The following is a 19,823-nucleotide window of genomic DNA, read 5'->3' as shown; positions in this document are numbered from 1 at the left end:
TTTCGGCAGTGCCGCACGGTCCGTCGCTTCCGTACCGTCACCTGCGTGAACGAGACCACGACCGAGAACGGGACCGCGCCCGCGCCCGTCGTAGACGGGACCGCGGCTCCGGCAGCCGCGACCGCCGGATTCCGCCACCTGCTGGACCCCGGCAACCTGCCGGCGGCGGCCACGGCGGCAACGGCCGCCCTGAGCGCGGTGAGCCCGTGGTGGGCCGTGCCGACAGTGATCACCGCGTTCCTGGCGGGACGGCAGCCGGGCAGGACGCGTCCGGCGGCACTGGTCCTGGTCGCGGTCCTGGCTGCCGGTGTGGTGGCCGTGGCCCTGGTGCCCTCGTGGCTCCCGCTGGGGAACCGGTTCGTGGGGGTGGTGGTCCTCGCCGTCATGCCGCCGTGGTTCGTGGGCCGGTTCCGGCGCCAGTACCAGAAGTTGGCCAGGGCCGGCTGGGAGCGGGCCGGGCACCTGGAGCGGGAGCGCCGACTCGTCGGCGAGCAGGCGAGGCTGCTCGAACGGGCCCGCATCGCGCAGGACATGCACGACATGCTCGGCCACGACCTCAGCCTGATCGCACTGTCGGCCGGGGCACTGCAGCTCTCCCCCGGCCTGGAGGACCACCACCGTCGGTCCGCACAGGAGATCAGGACCAGGGCCGCTGCCGCGGTGGAGCGCCTGGGCGAGGTGATCGGCGTCCTGCGCGAGGAGACGGACGGCGCGCCGACACGGCCCTCGGACACCGGCCTCGCGCAGCTGGTCGGCGAGGTGTCCGCGTCCGGTCTCGCGGTCGAACTGCGCGTCGATGGCGAGGGGGCGGACCTTCCGCCGGTGGTCGAACGGGCCGCGCACCGCGTGGTGCAGGAGGCGCTGACCAATGTGGCCAGACACGCGCCCAGCGCGACGGCCAGGATTCACGTCTCGCACACGGCGGCGGAGACGGAGGTCTCCGTGACGAACGGTCCCGGGCAGACCGTGTCCGCTCCTCGCTCCCACAGGGGCGGTCACGGCCTCGTCGGACTCGACGAGCGCGTGCGACTGGCCGGAGGCACGTTCGCGTACGGCCCCCGGGGCGACGGATTCGCGGTCGTGGCCCGGATTCCGCACGTACGCCCGGCGCAGTCCGCCGCCCCAGCGCCTCCCCGCGGGCACGAGGGCGGACTGCCGCCGGAGTACCGCCGTGCCCGACGGCGTGCCGGCCGCACCCTGGTCGTCGCGGTGATGCTGCCCCTGGTGACCGGCGCGGTGCTGACCGGGTGCTGATGGGGTGGGAGATGCTGACCGCCTCCCGGTCGGTGCTGGACCCGCGCGACTACGCCCGCCTGCGGGTGGGGCAGGATCGCTCCGAAGTGGAGCGTGTGCTGCCGGACCATCGGACGACTCCGCCTCCGGCCGCCACCGAACCCGAGGGACGGGGCATGACGTGCGAGTACTACGCGATGACGGCCGACCGGTTCGACGACCGGTCCGGAGACGCGTACCGGCTGTGCTTCCGGCGGGGCGTCCTGGTGTCCCTCGACGCCCTGACACCGTGAGCGGCCGATGATCCGGGTACTGATCGCCGACGACGAGCCGATGATCCGCGCGGGCGTACGGGCCGTACTGTCCACCGATCCGGGCATCGACATCGTCGCCGAGGCCGCCGACGGACAGGACGCGGTGGAGCTGGTCCGGCTCCACCGCCCCCAGGTCGCCGTGCTCGACATCCGTATGCCGAAGGTCAACGGCATCCAGGCGGCGGCCGAGATCCGCAGGACGGCACCGGCCACCGGTGTGATCATGCTGACGACCTTCGGGGAGGACGACTACATCCTCCAGGCACTGGGGGGCGGCGCCGCCGGATTCCTGATCAAGTCGGGCGAGCCCGAGGAACTGATCGCGGGGGTACGGGCGGTGGCCGACGGCGCCGCCTATCTGTCACCGAAGGTCGCGGCCCGGGTGGTCGCCCACCTCGCGTCGAGCGGGGCCAGCGCCCTGGCCGGCCGGCGGGAGGCCGCCCGGGAGCGGGTCGACGGGCTCACCTCCCGGGAGCGCGAAGTGCTGTCCTTCCTCGGCAGCGGCTTGTCCAACGGCCAGATCGCCCGTCGGCTGCATGTGGTCGAAGGCACGGTCAAGGCGCACGTCAGCTCCGTCCTGGCCCGCCTGGGAGTCGACAACCGGGCGGCTGCCGCCGTGGTCGCCCACGAGGCCGGTGTCGTTCCCCCACCGGCGGCCGGCCACCCGTGACGCCACCCGCACGACGAGCGGCAGCGCGGCGAGCAGCAGCGCGGCCACGACCGTGCCGCCGAGCGTGGCACCGGCGAGCACGTCGTGCGGGTAGTGCACTCCGACCAGGACCCGCAGCAGCGCGGCGGCTCCGGCCAACGGCAGCGTCACGGCGGCCAGACGGGGCCGCAGCAGGGCAAGCCCCACCGCGAGACCGACGGCAAGGGTGGCGTGGTTGCTGGGAAAGGACCAGTCCCCCACCTCCGGGCACTCCGCGAGCACCTCGACGCCGGACAGCACCCGGCAGGGCCGCTCCTGATCCACGACCAGTTTCAGCGCCTCGCTGAGCGCGTACGCGACGACGGTGCCGGCCCCGACGACGACGCTCCCGGCGACGCCCGCCACGTCCCTGCGGCGGCCCGAGGTCCAGCACACCAGGACGAGCAGCAGCCCCAGGATCACCAACGTCCCCTCGGTGGCCACCTCAAGAAGCGAACCGATCCACGCCGGACCATCGGCCACGGCTCCGGTCAGGGACCGGTAGACCGACACCGACCCCCCTTCGGTGACCTCGGTCGCCCCGGCCTGCCCGAGCCCGCCCGGGGACAGACGGACGACAACCACGGCCCCCGCCCCCAGGAGAGCCATGGAACCGAGGAGCCGGACACCCCCGGCGTTCCTTCGTGAGTGTTTTTCCATGGCCCCGAACGTAGGAGCGACGGCAGCGGGAAGCCCGAGCCGAACGGCAGGGCGGGAATGGGACGAAGGTCGGGGTTGACGTACGAAGCGGCCTGCCCCGGACAACGGCTGCGCAATGTCCATGTCCGAGCCCGCTGCTACGTTCCGCTCATGACCGCATCGGATGATCTGCTCCGCCGCATCGAGCAGGACCCCTCCCTCTCTGCCGCGCTCGCCTGGCCGGGCGATTTCGAGATCGACCGCCGGGACCCCGTCGAGGACCTCGTCCTTCCGACAGGAGCACCGCTGCTCCCCATAGCCGGCTGCGGCGCCGGCGGCACGTACTTCCTGTGCGGAGAGGCCGGAGCCGGGGAACGCCCTGTCCTGTACGCCGACTCCGAGGGCCGGGCCACCCTGATCGGCACCGACCTCGTCGAGGCCGTGACACTCCTCGTGGTGCTGCCGTGCTGGCGGGACCTGGCGAAGGGCTTCCCCGTCGACGCGCTGGGCTCGGAAGTCCGGGCCGACCACCCCGACTTCGACACCGAACGCGACGCCCTCCTGAACGCCCTCGGACTGGCCCCCACCTCCGAGGAGGAGGCCGCCACCCGACTGCGGGCGATCGCCGCGCGCACGGCCCCGCACTACGTACCGCGTGTCCCGGACGACGACTACCTGCCGTACGACCTCTACTTCGACGAGTGACCCCGGCCGGGCGGGGCTCCGGCCTGCGAAATCGAGGGTGGCCCTGCGACGTGGTCACAGTCGGCCATGGCGCGTGGCGCGGGCTCGGCGGCGCGCTGGGGGTCCTTGCGCCGCCACAGATCCACCACGGCGAGCGCCGTACGCTCCACCGCGAGAGCCAGAGCAACCGCCACGACACCCACCGCGGCCCATCCCACGTCGGGCAGCCAGAGCAGGGCCGAATCGATCGAGCCGCCGAGGGCCGCGGGCAGCACCCACCACAACAGCGCCGCCGACGTGAGCAACGCGGCAACCGACACACCCGTGTTCAGGACGATCCGGCGCCGGGAGCGGGCTCGGGACGCCTCCCGCCGTCGGGGCAGGAGACGCAGGGCCGGGGCGACCAAGCCGAGCGCCAGACCCCCGGCAAGTGCGGCCATCGCCCAGGGCAGGACGAAGGCGAGCGGATCGGCCGATGTCCGCTCCGGGGGTGCTCCGGACAGGATCCGGGCGGCCCCGAACGCGGCGTCGTGGAACTCCTGGGCGCGCAGCAGGTGGAAGGCGTTCTGCAGGACGATCACGGCCCGGTCCCTGTCGGGGAGCATGACGACCATGGCATCGTGGCCGGGCAGCGATCCGGACTTCCAGACCATGCGCTCGTTCGTGCCCTCGAGGGTGCCGACCGACCAGCCGAGTCCGAAGCGGTCGGCGTCGCTGTCCACCTGGCCGCGCTGGGTCTCCGCGATCCCCGGCGCCGAGAGCACCCGCCGCCCGTCCAGCTGCCCACCACCGAGTTGGGCCCTGACGAAGCGGGCCAAGTCCCTTGCGCTGCCGCCCACATGGGCGCCGGGGACGCCCGAGGTGTCGTACGGAGCTTCGAACGGCGCCGGCTTGCCGAACAAGAACCGGTGACCGGGCGGCACCTGCTCGCGGTCGAAGTCCCGCTCGGTCGCGACGGCATGCTCCATGCCGAGCGGGTCCAGAACGTTCTCGTGCACGTAGGCGCCGAACGGCCGCCCGGAAACCTCCTCGACCAACGCGCCGAGCACGGCGTATCCGGCGCTGGAGTAGGCGTAGGACTCGCCGGGCTCGGCAGCGGGAGCGATCCGCGCCAGATCACGGACCGCGTGAGAGAGGGCGCCCGGCGCGTTGTCGTAGCGGTCTCCGATCCGGGCGCTGGCGGAAGTGGGGATTCCACTGGTGTTGGTGAGCAACTGCCGGACCGTGATGCGGCCGGACACCTCGCGGTCGGCGAGCCTGAACCAGGGAAGGTACGTCCGCACCGGCGCGTCGAGCTCCACCCGGCCGGCCTCCACCAGTTGCATGACGGCGAGCCCGGTGACCGGCTTGGCCACCGACCCCCACAGGAACGGCGTATCCGACGTGACGGCCCGGCCCCGGCCGTCCTTGCCGAACCCCCGCTCGTGCACGACGCGACCGCCCTCGATCACGGCGAGCGCGGCACCGGGCGTGCCGGTCGCATCGAGCCGCTCCTCGACGAAGTCGTCGATCACCGGCCAAGTCCCGGCATCGACAGCACCCCCAGCACTCACGACGGCGCTCCCGGCGGCCGTAGCCGCGGGCGCGAATCCGTTCACCGCACTCGCGATCAGCACCACCCCCATGGCCGTCCCTAACCCCACGCGCCACCGTCGCAGCCTCGCTCGCGGCTTCATCCCCATGCCTACGGCCCCCTTCGCCCCTCAGCAGTTTTTACAATATGACCATACGGTAAAAAGATCTGGCAAGGCCCGAAGGCGGATACCCTGACGGCATGCCGAAGGTCGTCGATCACCAAGCCAGGCGCGTCCAGGTCGCCGACGCGGTCCAGCGGTTGATCACCGAGCGGGGTCTCGACCAGGTCACCGTGGCGCGGACCGCCGCCGAGGCAGGGGTTTCCGTCGGCCACGTACAGCACTACTTCTCGACCAAGGACGAGATGGTGCTGTTCACTCACGAGAGGGTCGTCCAGAAGACCCTTGAGAGGGTTTCGGCGCTGGAGGAACGATCGAGGCGCGAGCGGCTGCCGATCCGCGACGTGGTCGTCGACGGCCTTGCCGAGTGGCTCCCGGTGGACCCGCCCCGCCGCTCGGCACACCGCGTGACGCTGGCCTTCGTAGGACGCACGGTGGACAACCCGCGCCTCGCGCAGGCCCACGCCGAGACGGGCCGGCTCATCCGCTCGATGCTCGCCGGAGCGGTCCGCAACGGAAAGGAGTGCGGCGAAGTACCGGCCGACAGCGACCCGGATCTCGCCGCACTCGAACTGCACAGCCTGGTCGAGGGACTGGCTCTTCAGCTCGGGTCCGATCCCGACGGCGCCGCCTCCCGCAGCGCCCTGGACCTCGTCTCCGCACGGGTCAAGGCCGTCTTCCCCGGACGCTGCCGACAGTACGAATGAGCCTGCCCCCAGCACCATCCCGCCCGGGAAACAGCAAGGGGCCGACTCCCGGAAGAGCCGACCCCATCCGACCTGACGTGAACCACGCGGCCAACGTGGCGTCAGGTCATCCGCTCACACGTTGAAGCGGAACTCCACCACGTCGCCGTCCTGCATCACGTAGTCCTTGCCCTCCATGCGGGCCTTGCCCTTGGCGCGGGCCTCGGCGACCGAGCCCGTTTCGACCAGGTCGTCGAAGGAGATGATCTCCGCCTTGATGAAGCCCTTCTGGAAGTCGGTGTGGATCACACCGGCCGCCTCGGGGGCCGTCGCGCCCTTCTTGATCGTCCAGGCGCGGGTCTCCTTCGGGCCTGCCGTGAGGTAGGTCTGGAGGCCCAGGGTCTCGAAGCCGACGCGGCCGAGGGTCGCCAGGCCGGGCTCGTCCTGGCCCATCGACTGGAGCAGCTCCAGGGCCTCGTCGTCGTCGAGCTCGATCAGCTCGGACTCGATCTTGGCGTTGAGGAAGATCGCCTCGGCCGGGGCGACCAGGGCACGCTGCTCGTTCTTGAAGTCCTCGTCGACCAGCTCGTCCTCGTCGACGTTGAAGACGTACAGGAAGGGCTTCGTCGTCAGCAGATGGAGCTCGTGCAGGAGGCGACCCTTCTCCGTGTTCGCGGTGATGCCCGCGGCGAAGAGGGTCTGGCCCGCCTCCATGATCTTCTGGGCCTCCTCGACCGCGGCGAGGACCGCGACCTTCTCCTTCTGGAGGCGGGACTCCTTCTGGAGGCGCGGGATCTGCTTCTCGACGGACTGGAGGTCGGCGAGGATCAGCTCGGTGTTGATCGTCTCGATGTCGTCCTTCGGCGAGACCTTGCCGTCGACGTGGACGACGTTCTCGTCCTTGAAGGCGCGGATGACCTGGCAGATCGCGTCGGACTCGCGGATGTTCGCGAGGAACTTGTTGCCCAGGCCCTCGCCCTCGCTCGCGCCGCGCACGATGCCCGCGATGTCGACGAAGTCGACCGTGGCGGGGAGCAGCTTCTGCGAGCCGAAGATCTCGGCCAGCTTGTTCAGGCGCGGGTCCGGGACACCCACGACGCCGACGTTGGGCTCGATCGTGGCGAACGGGTAGTTGGCCGCCAGCACGTCGTTCTTGGTCAGGGCGTTGAACAGGGTCGACTTGCCGACATTCGGCAGACCGACGATTCCGATCGTGAGCGACACTTTGGCGACTTCCTGGAGTAAGGATGAAGGAGAGAGAGTCCAGTTTACGGGCGGGTCCGGCCGGGCAGCCACGGGTCGGCCATGGGGCCGAACAGGTCGCCTTTCGGCCGTGTGACATCGAACTCAACGCCAAGCTCGGCCAAAGCGCGTGTCCAACGCCTGATTCCTCCCGTCACGCGACCTACGTTGTGCTGGTGGAGCAGCACAGGACACGTCCCCCGCAGCGCAGGCAGCCTCAACAGCAGGCCCCGCTGTCCCCGCAGGCCACCCTCGATGAGACCGCCGCCGTCTATCGGGTGGTGGGTGCGCCCGGCGCCCGGCCCCGCACGGTGTCGCCTGTGGTGTCGGCACTGCGCAGGTTCCCCAATCCCCGGCTGACCGGCATCGGCGCGGGGCTCTTCGCCGCCCTCACCATGTTCGTGCTGGCCTGCCTCGACTGGCTTCTCCTCGACAGCTCGGAAACGGTGTACGGACTGCTGTTCCTGCCGGTCAGCGCGCTGACCGCGCTCTGGGTCCGGCCCGCGGACCTGGTGACCGCGCCGATCAGCGTGCCGATCGCCTTCGCCGTCGGAGTGATCCCGATCTCCGGGGGCGCCGGCGGCTTCGGCGGGCAGACGATGGCGGTCGTCACCGCGCTCGCCGTCCACGCCGGCTGGCTGTACGGGGGCACCCTCGTCGCCGGTCTCATCGCGAGCGTGCGCAAGATCCGGCACATGCGGCAGCGGCACCTGCTCCGCACCACGCAGGCCGCGCGCGGGGTGCAGAACGCGCGCCGGCCCCAGCAGCCCCAGTCGTAGCGGGGCCGGAGCGCCCGGTCAGGTCCCGGAGCCCTCGGAGCTCCGGGCGGCGGCCATCGCCGCTCCGACGATGCCCGCGTTGTTCTGCAGTTCCGCCGGCACGATCTCGGCCCGCACGTGTTCGATCAGGGGCAGGAACTTCTCCGCCTTGCGGCTCACCCCACCGCCGATGACGAACAGCTCGGGCGAGAACAGCATCTCCACATGGACCAGGTACTTCTGCACTCGGTGCGCCCAGTGGTGCCAGCTGAGGTCCTCGTCCTCCTTGGCCTTCGTCGAGGCGTGCTTCTCCGCGTCGTGGCCGTGCAATTCCAGATGGCCCAGCTCGGTGTTGGGGACCAGCCGGCCGTCCGTGAAGACCGCGCTGCCGATCCCCGTACCGAAGGTCAGCATGATGACCGTGCCCTTGCGTCCGCGGCCCGCACCGAAGGCCATCTCGGCCATTCCGGCAGCGTCGGCGTCGTTGAGGATCGTGACCGGCAGGCCGATCCGTTCGCCGAGGAGGGTGCGGGCGTCCGTGTCGATCCACCCCTTGTCGACATTGGCCGCGGTCCGGGTGATGCCACCGGTGACGACGCCCGGGAAGGTGATGCCGACGGGCCCCTGCCAGTCGAAGTGGCCGACGACCTCGGCCACGCAGTCGGCCACGCCCTTGGGCGTGGCCGGTTGCGGTGTCAGTACTTTGTGGCGCTCCTGCGCCAGGTCTCCGCGGTCCAGGTCCACGGGAGCACCCTTGATCCCGGATCCGCCGATGTCCACGCCGAAGATCTCCATACGATCCACGGTACGGGCACCCCGGGCCCCACGCCCGGCTTGGCTCTACTTGCCCGAGAGTTCCGCCGCCTCGGCCCGCAGGTCGCGGCGGAGCTCCTTGGGGAGCGAGAAGGTGATCGACTCGTCGGCCGTCTTCACCGTCTCCACGTCGCCGTAACCCCGCTCGGCCAGCCACTCCAGGACGCCGTCGACCAGCACGTCCGGAACGGATGCGCCGGAGGTCAGGCCGACCGTGGTGACGCCCTCCAGCCACGCCTCGTCGATCTCGTCGGCGAAGTCCACCAGGTGGGCGGCGGGTGCGCCGGCGTCGAGGGCGACCTCGACCATGCGAATGGAGTTCGAGGAGTTCTTCGAGCCCACGACGATGACGAGCTGGGCGTCCTCGGCGAGCTTCTTCACCGCGATCTGGCGGTTCTGCGTGGCGTAGCAGATGTCGTCGCTGGGCGGGGAGAGGAGGTTCGGGAACTTCTCCTTGAGGGCGTCGACCGTCTCCATGGTCTCGTCGACGGAGAGTGTCGTCTGGGAGAGCCAGACGACCTTCGACTCGTCGCGGACGGAGACGTTGGCGACGTCCTCGGGGCCGTCGACCAGGGTGATGTGGTCGGGCGCCTCACCGCTGGTGCCGATGACTTCCTCGTGGCCCTCGTGGCCGATCAGGAGGATGTCGTAGTCCTCCTTGGCGAAGCGCACGGCTTCCTTGTGGACCTTGGTGACCAGCGGGCACGTGGCGTCGATCGTGGCGAGCTTGCGCTCGGCGGCCTCGGCGTGGACGGTCGGCGCGACCCCGTGCGCGGAGAACATCACGATGGACCCCTCGGGGACCTCCGCGGTGACGTCGACGAAGATCGCGCCCTTCTTCTCCAGCGTCTGTACGACGTACTTGTTGTGCACGATCTCGTGGCGCACGTAGATCGGGGCCCCGTACTGCTCAAGGGCCTTCTCGACGGCGATCACGGCACGGTCCACGCCCGCGCAGTAGCCACGGGGAGCGGCGAGCAGGACACGGCGTGCAGGCGTTGCAGTCATGCGTCCCATCGTAAGGCCGTACCGAACAGGCGCGGGTCCGGCAGGGTCGGGAGACTGGGGCATCACGCGCAAACGCAGCGACGGAGGGTTCATGGCCGGCAGTACCAAGGACCACGACGCGGACCGGGGAACCCTGCGGCGGACGCTCGGCTTCCGGGACCTGGTCGTCTACGGGCTCCTGTTCATCGCCCCCATGGCGCCGGTCGGGGTCTTCGGAACGCTGGACGCGAAGTCCGAGGGCGCGGTCGCGCTCGTCTACGTCGTGGCCACGGTCGTCATGGCGTTCACCGCCTTCAGTTACGCCCAGATGGTGCGCGTCGCCCCCCTGGCCGGTTCGGTCTTCACGTATGCGCGCAAGGGGCTCGGGGAAGGGCCGGGGTTCATCGCCGGGTGGATGGCGATGCTCGACTACCTGCTGATCCCGGCGGTCGCCTATCTCTTCTCCGGGATCGCGATGAACGCGCTGGTGCCCGAGGTGTCGCGGTGGGTGTGGACGACGATCGCCGTGGTGGTGACCACGCTGCTGAACCTGTGGGGCGTCCGGGCCGCCGCGCGGGTCGGCTTCGCGGTGCTCGCGATGGAGATCGTGGTGCTGCTCGTCTTCGTGGTGTCCGCGGTGTGGGTGCTCGTACGGGACGGGGCGCAGCGCGGCTGGCTGACCCCGTTCACCGGGGATTCCGGCTTCTCGATGACGGCGGTGCTGGGGGCGGTGTCGGTGGCCGTCCTGTCGTACCTGGGTTTCGACGCCATCGCCTCGTTCGCCGAGGAGGTGACCGGCGGCTCGGCGAAGGTGGCCCGTGCGGTGCTGTTCTGCCTGGTGCTGGCGGGGGCGCTGTTCATCGCGCAGTCGTATCTGGCCGCGTTGCTGGAGCCGCTGAGCTCAGCGGAGCTGGCGGCCGATCCGGCGAAGCAGGGGTCCGCCTTCTACGACGCGGTCGACGCCTCGGTCGGTACCTGGCTGCACGACCTGGTGGCCGTGAGCAAGGCGATCGGCGCGGCGTTCGCCGCGCTCGCCGGGCAGGCGGCGGCCGGCCGGCTGGTGTTCGCGATGGCGCGGGAGCGGCGGCTGCCGGGCTTCCTGGCCAAGGTCGACCGGCACTCCGGGGTCCCGCGGACCGCGATCCTGGGCGCCGGGCTCGTGACCCTGGTGGCCGCGGTGTGGGCGGCCCGGCGGGACGACGGCCTGGACCATCTGGTGTCGGTCGTGGACATCGGGGCGCTGTCGGCCTTCGTCCTGCTCCACGCGTCGGTGGTGGGCTGGTTCGCCGTACGCCGGATGGAGGGACCGCCGAGCTGGTGGCGCCATGTGCTGATGCCGGTGGTGGGCGCGGGCGTCCTGATCGCGGTGATTCTCGAGGCGACGTCGAGCGCGCAGGTGGTGGGCCTGTGCTGGCTCGGGGTCGGTCTTGTGGTGCTCGCGTTGCAGTGGGGACGCCGGGCGGGGCCGAACGGGCGCGGTTCGGGGCCGGGACCCGAGAGGACCACCGGGACTCGCTGAGCGCCAGGGGCGGGAGCGGGGCGGCGCGCGGTCGGGGTTCCTGTCGGTGGGGGCCGATACGCTCGCCGCATGGCTCTCAACACGTCCGCGGAAGCACCGCTGCCCGTCGGCGAGGTGTCACGGCTCATCGGCGGGTGGATCGACCGGCTCGGTGCGGTCTGGGTCGAGGGGCAGATCACGCAGCTGTCGCGGCGGCCGGGCGCCGGAGTGGTCTTCCTGACGCTGCGCGACCCCTCGCACGACATCTCGGTGAGCGTCACCTGCTTCCGGCAGGTCTTCGACCGGATCGCCGATGTGGTGACCGAGGGCGCGCGCGTCGTCGTCCTCGCCAAGCCCGAGTGGTACGCGCCCCGCGGGCAGCTCTCCCTGCGGGCCACGGAGATACGGCCGGTGGGCATCGGCGAGCTGCTCGTACGGCTGGAGCAGCTGAAGAAGTCGCTCGCGGCGGAGGGGCTCTTCGCGCTGGACCGGAAGAAGCCCCTGCCGTTCCTGCCCCAGCTGATCGGACTCGTCTGCGGGCGGGCCTCGGCGGCGGAGCGCGACGTACTGGAGAACGCGCGGCGGCGCTGGCCCGCGGTGCGCTTCGAGGTCCGCAACACCGCGGTGCAGGGCGTGCACGCGGTGAATCAGGTGGTGCAGGCGGTGAAGGAGCTCGACGCGCTGCCCGAGGTCGACGTGATCGTCGTCGCCCGGGGCGGCGGCAGCGTGGAGGATCTGCTGCCGTTCTCGGACGAGGAGCTGATCCGGACGGTGGCCGCGTGCCGCACGCCCGTCGTCTCCGCCATCGGGCACGAGCCGGACTCCCCGCTGCTCGACCTGGTCGCGGACCTGCGGGCCTCCACACCGACGGACGCGGCGAAGAAGGTCGTACCGGACGTCGGCGAGGAGCTGGACCGGGTCCAGCAGCTCCGGGACCGGGCGCTGCGCACCGTACGGGGGCTGCTGGAGCGGGAGGAGCGGGGGCTGGCGCACGCGCTGGGCCGGCCGTCGATGGAGCGGCCCCAGCGGCTGGTGGACGAGCGGGAGGCGGAGGTCGACGCGCTGGTCGGGCGCAGCCGGCGGGTGCTCGGGCATCTCCTGGACCGTGCCGAGTCGGAGATCGCGCACACCCTCGCCCGGGTCGTCTCCCTGTCGCCCGCCGCCACGCTGGAGCGCGGTTACGCGGTGCTCCAGCGGCCGGACGGCCATGTGGTGCGTTCCCCGGCCGAGGCCGGGGCGCCCGGCGAGGAGCTGCGCGCGCGGGTGTCGGAGGGCGAGTTCACCGTACGGGTCGCCGAGTGAGCGGCCGGTGCGGTTCTGCGGTTCTGCTGTCGTAGCTCACACATAGGGTGGATCACATGACGGACGACGGGACGACGACGGCTGCCGCTGCGGGCACGCTCGGTTACGAGCAGGCGCGGGACGAGCTGATCGAGGTCGTGCGCCGCCTGGAGGCGGGCGGCACGACGCTGGAGGAGTCGCTGGCGCTGTGGGAGCGCGGCGAGGAGCTGGCCCGGGTCTGCCGGCGCTGGCTGGAGGGCGCGCGTGCGCGTCTCGACGCGGCGCTGGCCCGGCCGGAGGAGCGTGCCGGGGACGACGGCGCGGAGGGTGCGGGCGGCGACGTCTGAGGGCTCGGCGGGCGGGTTCCGCCCACGGGCTCCTCGAACGCCGCGGAGGCAGGGAAAGGTGCGGTGGATCACTTCGGGGCCGTTTTAGTTGAAAGTTAACCTACTTCTCGGCTACGGTCGTGACATCGCTTGATCCCCTGCACGTCCGGAAGGTACTCGTACGATGTCCCTCGCTCTTGACCCCGCCGCCCAGGACCTCCTCTTCCGTGAGGCCCGCACCGCCAACACCTTCTCCGACGAGCCGGTCACCGACGAGCAGGTCCAGGCGATCTACGACCTGGTCAAGTACGGTCCGACCGCGTTCAACCAGTCGCCGCTGCGCGTGATCCTGGTCCGCACGGCCGAGGGCCGCGAGCGCCTCGTCCCGCACATGTCCGAGGGCAACCGCCCGAAGACCGCCGGCGCCCCGCTGGTCGCGATCCTCGTCGCCGACAACGAGTTCCACGAGGAGCTCCCGGCGCTCATGCCGCACTTCCCGCAGGCCAAGGACGCGTTCTTCTCCGAGCGCCCGGTCCGCGAGCAGTCCGCCACGCTGAACGGCGCGCTGCAGGCCGCGTACTTCATCATCGGCGTCCGCGCCGCCGGCCTCGCCGCCGGCCCGATGACCGGCTACGACGCCGCGGGCATCGAGAAGGAGTTCCTGGACGGCGACCACAAGGTCCTCATGGTCGTCAACATCGGCAAGCCGGGCGAGGACGCCTGGTTCCCGCGCCTGCCGCGCCTCGCCTACGACGAGGTCGTCACGACCGTCTGATCCGTCGGCACGCCGACAGCGGACACCGAGAAGGCCCCGGAGCACATCGTGCTCCGGGGCCTTCTCCGCGTTCGTACCAGGAGGTCCCGAGTCGCGCCCGCGCCCGGACGCCCCGGCGCCGCGTCCGTATCAGGAGGTCTTGAGCGCCGCCGCCATCTGCGCCAGCCGCTCCGTGGACGCCGAACCCGTCACCACGGTGGTCGAACCGTCGGCGTGCAGCACGAGGGCGTCGTACTTCGGGCCCTTCCAGTGCTGCCAGGACGCGCCCGCCACCTCGTGCGTGCGCCCGGTGTCCGTCGCGCTCTGGCTGACCTGGGAGACGTACTTCTTCGCCGGGGCCGTGGACTGCTCCACCGCGACGTACTTGCCCTCCGGGTCGAGGAATCCCAGGTGCCAGCTGTCGTCCGCCGCACGCTCGTACGAGACCGAGGTCGGCTTCCACCCCTTCGGCAGCCCGTCGGGCGCCGCCACCGGGTACGGCGCCGCGCGCCGCGCCGTCAGGAGCTCCACCCGGTAGTCGACGGCCTTCACCGGAACGGCCTTGTCGTCGTGCGGAATGAAGATGTAGATGACCCCTGCGACAGCGGAGATCACGATCATCGACAGGAACATGTCCCGCACGGTCTGCTTGCCTCGCTTGCTTGCCACGCGCTCAATGGTGGCATGGGCCTTATCGCGGCCGACCACGGGGCGCCCGCTCATACGTGACCCCCCCTGCTCATTTTATCGACCTACCGATAGAGTCACAGGCACCCTCTTTATCCGGTCGTCGTCGTACAGAAAGGTGCGCTCCGATGTCCGAGCACCATCAACTGCCGTCCCAGCTCGAGGTCTCCCCGGAGGCCCCCGACCGCAACCTGGCCCTGGAGCTGGTCCGGGTCACCGAGGCCGCGGCCATGGCCGCCGGCCGTTGGGTCGGTCGCGGCGACAAGATCGGTGCCGACGGCGCCGCCGTGAACGCCATGCGGACCCTCGTCTCGACCGTCTCGATGAACGGCGTCGTCGTCATCGGTGAGGGCGAGAAGGACGAAGCCCCGATGCTCTACAACGGCGAGCGGGTCGGCGACGGCACCGGCGCCGAGGTCGACATCGCCGTCGACCCCATCGACGGCACCACGCTCAACGCCAAGGGCATGCCGAACGCCATCGCCGTGCTCGCCGCGGCCGATCGCGGCACCATGTTCGACCCGTCCGCCGTCTTCTACATGGACAAGCTCGTCACCGGCCCCGAGGCCGCCGACTTCGTCGACATCAACGCCCCCGTCTCGGTCAACATCCGCCGGGTCGCCAAGGCGAAGAACTCCACCCCCGAGGACGTCACCGTCGTCATCCTCGACCGCCCCCGCCACGAGGGCATCGTCAAGGAGATCCGGGAGACCGGCGCGCGGATCAAGTTCATCTCCGACGGCGACGTCGCCGGCTCGATCATGGCCGCCCGCGAGGGCACCGGCGTCGACCTGCTCATGGGCATCGGCGGCACACCCGAGGGCATCATCTCGGCCTGTGCCATCAAGTGCCTCGGCGGCGTCATCCAGGGCAAGCTCTGGCCGAAGGACGAGGACGAGCGCCGGCGCGCACTGGACGCCGGGCACGACCTGGACCGGGTGCTCTCGACGAACGACCTGGTCAGCGGGGACAACGTGTTCTTCGTGGCGACCGGCATCACCGACGGCGAGCTCATGCGCGGGGTGCGGTACCGCGCGGAGACCGCCACCACCGAGTCGATCGTCATGCGGTCCAAGTCGGGCACGATCCGGAAGATCGACTCGACGCACCGCCTCTCGAAGCTGCGCGCGTACAGCGCCATCGACTTCGACCGCGCGAAGTAGATCCCGTACGCGAAGAACCCCGTCGGCCGAGGCCGACGAGGTTCTCGCACGCGAGCCCGCGCGCGGGCGAATCAGCTGGGTCAGGGGCCGCCGGTCGGGGCGGCCCCTGACCCGTAGGCCCGCCGCGGCGACGTGCCCGCGGTGGCGGGCCGCCGGTCGGGACGGCCCGGGCCCACGGGTCAGCCGGCCGCGGCGATGTGCTCCGTCGTGGCCGCGGTCTTCAGCTCGATGTCACGCCGGCGCCGCCGGGCGAGCACCACGCGGCGCTCGGCGGCGGTGAGGCCGCCCCACACCCCGTACGGCTCGGGCTGGACGAGGGCGTGTTCCTGGCATTCGACCATCACGGGACAGCGCGCGCAGACCCGCTTCGCGGCCTCCTCCCGGGACAGCCTGGCAGCAGTCGGCTCCTTCGACGGGGCGAAGAACAGCCCGGCTTCGTCCCGGCGGCACACCGCCTCCGCGTGCCAGGGGCCGGCCTCGTCCTCCCGCGCGGGAGTGCGCTGGGAAGGCACGGCGACGACCTGCAGAGTCTGATGCGGCGGTTGCAGCACGGGTCTACTCCTGACGACGGCTTCGCGAGCGAGAGACGATGCAGCACTCCCTACCCGCTGTGCGCGCGCCTATGCACTGAGTGGCACTGGCTTGCGGTGGACGCAATTGCGACCGATCGCCCGCATGGCCGAAACCCGAAGCGTGACGGCAGTGCGCCTCAGTGGCCGAGGTGTTTGCGCAACTGGTCGTGGAGGTTCGCAATGAGCTTGCCGCGCTTGGGTTTTGCCTCGACGCTCCCGAACACCGAATAGCCGTTCACTACGACCACCGGCGCTTCCGGGTCCGCGGATTCCAGTGTGTCGACTTCGAAATTGCCGAAAATACCTGTCCCGCTGCCGCGCAACGAGATGTTCTCTGGGACCTTGATCTCGACACTGCCGAAGATGGACGTGGCGTTGATGACGGTCAGTCTCTGGCCGAAAAGAGCCTCGGTCAGATCGATCTCGACACTGCCGAAGAGCGCGAAGGCATTGGTCCTGCCGCCGACCCGCCAGCGTCCCCGCCGGGTGGAGCTGCTGAAGACGGCCACCAGGTTGTCGGCGGGCCCGGCCGGCGCCTCGGGGCCGTAGGCGTGCGAGGGCGACGCGGTGCGCTGGGCGCCCGCCCCGGTCGGCAGGTCCCGCACCAGGGGTTCGAGCTCGCCGACCGTCTTGGCCCGGTAGACCAGGTCGATGCGCTCGGCATGCTCCTCCGGGGTCAGCCGGCCGTCGGCCACGGCGTCCCGCAGGATGTCCGCGATCCGGTCGCGGTCGGCGTCGGAGGCCCGGATACCGACCGGCGCGGGTCCGACCGGCGCGGGTCCGGCCGGAGTGGTCCCGGCCGGGGCGGCGGGCGGCTGCGACTGCGGCTGCTGGGGCTGCTTTTCGAGGTCCACCGAACCAGCGTACCCAAACGCGATAGATCGCGACTAGGGGTTGCGGCGGGGCGTGGCGGGTGTGGGTGGCCGCAACGGAGGCCCCCGGAGGTGCCGTACGGGGTGAGCCTTACCTCACAGGAGCCGGGCCCCCTCGGCGTTCTACCCTGGTGTGCGCTGCCCAAGGGAGGTCAGCAGCTGTCTGCCGAGTGAGGAATGGCCGTAATGCCAGAGTTTGCGTACTCCGATCTGCTCCCCCTGGGAGAGGACACCACGCCGTACCGTCTGGTGACCTCCGAGGGTGTTTCCACCTTCGAGGCCGACGGCCGTACGTTCCTCAAGGTCGCGCCGGAGGCTCTGCGCACCCTCGCCGCCGAGGCGATGCACGACATCTCGCACTACCTGCGGCCCGCCCACCTGGCGCAGCTGCGGCGGATCGTGGACGACCCCGAGGCGTCGTCGAACGACAAGTTCGTCGCGCTCGACCTGCTGAAGAACGCGAACATCGCCGCCGCGGGCGTCCTGCCGATGTGCCAGGACACCGGCACGGCGATCGTCATGGGCAAGCGCGGGCAGAACGTGCTCACCGAGGGCGGTGACGAGGAGGCCCTGTCGCACGGCATCTTCGACGCCTACACCAAGCTCAACCTGCGGTACTCGCAGATGGCCCCGCTGAACATGTGGGACGAGAAGAACACCGGCTCGAACCTCCCGGCCCAGATCGAGCTGTACGCGACCGACGGCGGCGCCTACAAGTTCCTCTTCATGGCGAAGGGCGGCGGTTCGGCCAACAAGTCGTTCCTGTTCCAGGAGACGAAGGCCGTACTGAACGAGTCCTCCATGATGAAGTTCCTGGAGGAGAAGATCCGCTCCCTGGGGACGGCCGCCTGCCCGCCGTACCACCTGGCGATCGTCGTCGGCGGTACGTCGGCCGAGTTCGCGCTCAAGACCGCGAAGTACGCCTCCGCGCACTACCTGGACGAGCTGCCCGCCGAGGGCTCCCCCACCGGTCACGGCTTCCGTGACAAGGAGCTGGAGGAGAAGGTCTTCGAGCTGACGCAGAAGATCGGGATCGGTGCGCAGTTCGGCGGCAAGTACTTCTGCCACGACGTGCGGGTCGTGCGCCTGCCCCGCCACGGCGCCTCGTTGCCCGTCGCGATCGCCGTGTCCTGCTCGGCGGACCGCCAGGCCACCGCGAAGATCACCGCCGAGGGCGTGTTCCTGGAGCAGCTGGAGAAGGACCCGGCGCGCTTCCTGCCCGACACGACGGACGAGCACCTCGACGAGGCGGGGGACGTCGTACGGATCGACCTCAACCGGCCGATGGACGACATCCTCGCCGAGCTGACCAAGTACCCGGTGAAGACCAGGCTCTCGCTGACCGGCCCGCTGGTCGTGGCGCGCGACATCGCGCACGCCAAGATCAAGGAGCGGCTCGACGCGGGCGAGGAGATGCCGCAGTACCTGAAGGACCACCCGGTCTACTACGCCGGTCCGGCGAAGACGCCGGAGGGCTACGCCTCCGGTTCCTTCGGTCCGACGACGGCCGGCCGGATGGACAGCTACGTCGCGCAGTTCCAGGCGGCGGGCGGCTCCAAGGTGATGCTCGCCAAGGGCAACCGCTCCCAGCAGGTCACCGACGCGTGCGACGCGCACGGCGGCTTCTACCTCGGCTCGATCGGCGGTCCGGCGGCGCGGCTCGCGCAGGACTGCATCAAGAAGGTCGAGGTCGTCGAGTACGAGGAGCTCGGCATGGAGGCGGTCTGGCGCATCGAGGTGGAGGACTTCCCCGCGTTCGTCGTGGTCGACGACAAGGGCAACGACTTCTTCACCGAGCCGGCGCCGGCGCCGACGTTCACCAGCATTCCGGTGCGGGGTCCGGGCCTCGGCTGACCCGGCCTCCCCTCCCTGCCCGCGGGGGCGTTCCGGCTTCGGCCGGGGCGCCCCCGCCCGCGTTCTCAGGACTCGGGTTCGTCCAGGAGGCCCGAGGTCGCGACCAGATAGCCGAGCTGGGCTCGGCTGTTGCTGCCCAGCTGGTCGGAGACCTTGCGCATGTGTTCGGCGACGCTGCGGCGGCTCATGCCGAGACGCCGGGCGATCGCCGCGTCGGTCTCGCCGTCGACGACCGCCTGGAGGATGGCGCGCTGGAGGTCGGACGTGATCACGGGGGTGCGCAGCGGGGCACGCTCGGGGCGGACCGGGACCGAGCGGGCCCACGCCTCGTCGAAGCTGCGGGCCAGGAAGCGGACCAGCGAGGGGTGCTGGATGCGCAGGGCGTTGTGGGGCTCGTCGGAGAACGGGACGAACGCCACGCTCCGGTCGAACACGATGACCCGGTCCACCACCTCGGCGAGCGTCCTGATCTCGGCCCCGGCGGCGGTCACCTGCTCGATGTAGGAGAGCGTCGGGCGGTCCGAGCGGACGGTGTGCTGGTAGATCGTCCGCTGCCGGATGCCCCGGCGCAGATTGCCCAGGTCCCGGATCAGCGATTCCTTCAGGACGTGCGCGGGCCGGCCGCCGCCGGGGTGCGCCGTGCGGACCTCCTCCCGGCAGCCGGCCACTCCGGCCTCCAGCGCCTTGCTGATCACGGCCTCGCCGGTGAGCCGGGTGAGCGCGGGCTGCTGGAGCCGGTGGACGTCCGCGTACAGCGCCTCGAAGACGGAGAGCGCGGCGCGGGCGGAGCGCAGGGTGCGGCGCTGCTCGACGATCGCCTCCTCGATCGGCGCGAGCGCGGCGAACGAGGCCGTCTCCGGCGGTACGGGGATCATGAACCCCGGTGAGTCACGGTCCGCCACCATCAGGTGCAGGGTCCGCAGACAGTCCGCCACCTCGTCCTGCGGAAGGCTCCCCTCCACGAGCGCGCGCCGGTATATGGCGAGTGCCGCGTCGCAGGGACGCTCGCCCGGTGAGCGGCTCGACGTCGATTCGCGGCAATCACATGCCGGTGGGGTGGAATGATCGTCCTTCACAA

The 19,823-nt window shown here is 70.9% G+C and carries 20 protein-coding genes and 1 pseudogene; 12 read left to right on the top strand and 9 right to left on the bottom strand.

Annotated elements, in window-relative coordinates; translation table 11 throughout:
• The first annotated feature begins 45 nt into the window (after nt 1-45).
• From OG230_RS23095 to OG230_RS23085, 3 genes are read left to right on the top strand one after another with little or no spacing between them, the layout of a single operon-like run.
• Nucleotides 46-1,254, top strand: a complete 1,209-nt coding sequence (locus tag OG230_RS23095; RefSeq protein WP_328905623.1) for a sensor histidine kinase — start codon at nt 46-48, stop codon at nt 1,252-1,254.
• A gap of 11 nt (nt 1,255-1,265) precedes the next feature.
• Nucleotides 1,266-1,526 (top strand): hypothetical protein, encoded by a 261-nt coding sequence (locus OG230_RS23090; protein ID WP_328905622.1) that lies wholly within the window; start codon nt 1,266-1,268, stop codon nt 1,524-1,526.
• A gap of 7 nt (nt 1,527-1,533) precedes the next feature.
• Nucleotides 1,534-2,217, top strand: a complete 684-nt coding sequence (locus OG230_RS23085; RefSeq protein WP_328905621.1) for a response regulator transcription factor — start codon at nt 1,534-1,536, stop codon at nt 2,215-2,217.
• Here OG230_RS23085 and OG230_RS23080 read toward each other — a convergent pair.
• Nucleotides 2,137-2,895: pseudogene (locus OG230_RS23080) on the bottom strand (phosphatase PAP2 family protein); the annotation flags it as partial. The gene OG230_RS23085 and the pseudogene OG230_RS23080 overlap by 81 nt on opposite strands.
• Before the next feature lie 150 nt (nt 2,896-3,045).
• On the opposite strand from OG230_RS23080, the gene OG230_RS23075 reads away from it, so the two are divergent.
• The gene (locus OG230_RS23075) at nt 3,046-3,579 is read left to right on the top strand and encodes a hypothetical protein (protein ID WP_328905620.1); all 534 of its coding nucleotides are present in this window, start codon (nt 3,046-3,048) and stop codon (nt 3,577-3,579) included.
• On the opposite strand, the gene OG230_RS23070 is transcribed toward OG230_RS23075, so the two are convergent.
• Nucleotides 3,564-5,072 (bottom strand): serine hydrolase domain-containing protein, encoded by a 1,509-nt coding sequence (locus OG230_RS23070; RefSeq protein ID WP_328905619.1) that lies wholly within the window; start codon nt 5,070-5,072, stop codon nt 3,564-3,566. The genes OG230_RS23075 and OG230_RS23070 overlap by 16 nt on opposite strands.
• A gap of 260 nt (nt 5,073-5,332) precedes the next feature.
• Between OG230_RS23070 and OG230_RS23065 the strand changes: the two genes are divergently transcribed.
• A complete protein-coding gene (locus OG230_RS23065; RefSeq protein ID WP_328905618.1) occupies nt 5,333-5,959 on the top strand; it encodes a TetR/AcrR family transcriptional regulator in 627 nt (208 codons plus the stop codon).
• Between the two features lie 114 nt (nt 5,960-6,073).
• Here OG230_RS23065 and ychF read toward each other — a convergent pair whose 3' ends face one another.
• Nucleotides 6,074-7,162: a redox-regulated ATPase YchF gene (ychF, locus tag OG230_RS23060; RefSeq protein WP_328905617.1), complete on the bottom strand. Its 1,089-nt coding sequence runs from the start codon at nt 7,160-7,162 to the stop codon at nt 6,074-6,076.
• A 194-nt stretch (nt 7,163-7,356) separates the two neighbouring features.
• Here ychF and OG230_RS23055 point away from each other — a divergent pair, with 194 nt between their 5' ends.
• Complete coding sequence (locus OG230_RS23055) at nt 7,357-7,959, top strand: DUF6542 domain-containing protein (protein ID WP_328905616.1); 603 nt, start codon at nt 7,357-7,359, stop codon at nt 7,957-7,959.
• A gap of 18 nt (nt 7,960-7,977) precedes the next feature.
• Here OG230_RS23055 and ppgK read toward each other — a convergent pair whose 3' ends face one another.
• Nucleotides 7,978-8,733 carry a polyphosphate--glucose phosphotransferase gene (ppgK, locus tag OG230_RS23050; RefSeq protein ID WP_328905615.1) on the bottom strand — a complete coding sequence of 252 codons (756 nt, stop codon included), beginning with the start codon at nt 8,731-8,733 and terminating at the stop codon, nt 7,978-7,980.
• A 45-nt stretch (nt 8,734-8,778) separates the two neighbouring features.
• Nucleotides 8,779-9,768 (bottom strand): 4-hydroxy-3-methylbut-2-enyl diphosphate reductase, encoded by a 990-nt coding sequence (locus tag OG230_RS23045; RefSeq protein WP_328905614.1) that lies wholly within the window; start codon nt 9,766-9,768, stop codon nt 8,779-8,781.
• Nucleotides 9,769-9,850: 82 nt separating this feature from the next.
• Here OG230_RS23045 and OG230_RS23040 point away from each other — a divergent pair, with 82 nt between their 5' ends.
• The 4 genes from OG230_RS23040 (at nt 9,851) to OG230_RS23025 (ending at nt 13,618) form a co-directional block, all read left to right on the top strand.
• A complete protein-coding gene (locus tag OG230_RS23040; RefSeq protein ID WP_328905613.1) occupies nt 9,851-11,257 on the top strand; it encodes an APC family permease in 1,407 nt (468 codons plus the stop codon).
• Between the two features lie 69 nt (nt 11,258-11,326).
• On the top strand, nt 11,327-12,538 hold the full coding sequence (gene xseA, locus OG230_RS23035) for an exodeoxyribonuclease VII large subunit (protein ID WP_328905612.1): 1,212 nt from the start codon (nt 11,327-11,329) through the stop codon (nt 12,536-12,538).
• A 56-nt stretch (nt 12,539-12,594) separates the two neighbouring features.
• On the top strand, nt 12,595-12,864 hold the full coding sequence (locus OG230_RS23030; protein ID WP_328905611.1) for an exodeoxyribonuclease VII small subunit: 270 nt from the start codon (nt 12,595-12,597) through the stop codon (nt 12,862-12,864).
• A 163-nt stretch (nt 12,865-13,027) separates the two neighbouring features.
• On the top strand, nt 13,028-13,618 hold the full coding sequence (locus OG230_RS23025) for a malonic semialdehyde reductase (RefSeq protein WP_328905610.1): 591 nt from the start codon (nt 13,028-13,030) through the stop codon (nt 13,616-13,618).
• 129 nt (nt 13,619-13,747) lie between these two features.
• On the opposite strand, the gene OG230_RS23020 is transcribed toward OG230_RS23025, so the two are convergent.
• Entirely contained in the window at nt 13,748-14,266 is a 519-nt protein-coding gene (locus OG230_RS23020; protein WP_328905609.1) for a DUF4245 domain-containing protein, read from the bottom strand.
• Between the two features lie 146 nt (nt 14,267-14,412).
• On the opposite strand from OG230_RS23020, the gene glpX reads away from it, so the two are divergent.
• Nucleotides 14,413-15,447 (top strand): class II fructose-bisphosphatase, encoded by a 1,035-nt coding sequence (glpX, locus tag OG230_RS23015; protein ID WP_328905608.1) that lies wholly within the window; start codon nt 14,413-14,415, stop codon nt 15,445-15,447.
• Nucleotides 15,448-15,626: 179 nt separating this feature from the next.
• On the opposite strand, the gene OG230_RS23010 is transcribed toward glpX, so the two are convergent.
• Nucleotides 15,627-15,998 (bottom strand): WhiB family transcriptional regulator, encoded by a 372-nt coding sequence (locus tag OG230_RS23010; RefSeq protein ID WP_328905607.1) that lies wholly within the window; start codon nt 15,996-15,998, stop codon nt 15,627-15,629.
• 158 nt (nt 15,999-16,156) lie between these two features.
• The gene (locus OG230_RS23005; protein WP_443051356.1) at nt 16,157-16,873 is read right to left on the bottom strand and encodes a DUF1707 SHOCT-like domain-containing protein; all 717 of its coding nucleotides are present in this window, start codon (nt 16,871-16,873) and stop codon (nt 16,157-16,159) included.
• A 204-nt stretch (nt 16,874-17,077) separates the two neighbouring features.
• Between OG230_RS23005 and OG230_RS23000 the strand changes: the two genes are divergently transcribed.
• Nucleotides 17,078-18,745, top strand: coding sequence for a fumarate hydratase (locus tag OG230_RS23000; protein WP_328905606.1), 1,668 nt, complete (start codon nt 17,078-17,080; stop codon nt 18,743-18,745).
• Between the two features lie 65 nt (nt 18,746-18,810).
• Here the strand turns inward: OG230_RS23000 and OG230_RS22995 are convergent, their stop codons facing one another.
• Entirely contained in the window at nt 18,811-19,821 is a 1,011-nt protein-coding gene (locus OG230_RS22995; RefSeq protein WP_328905605.1) for a LuxR C-terminal-related transcriptional regulator, read from the bottom strand.
• Nucleotides 19,822-19,823: the final 2 nt, after the last annotated feature.

The sequence above is a fragment of the Streptomyces sp. NBC_00234 genome (assembly GCF_036195325.1).
Lineage (GTDB): Bacteria > Actinomycetota > Actinomycetes > Streptomycetales > Streptomycetaceae > Streptomyces.
This window is presented reverse-complemented; position numbering and strand designations above follow the sequence as displayed.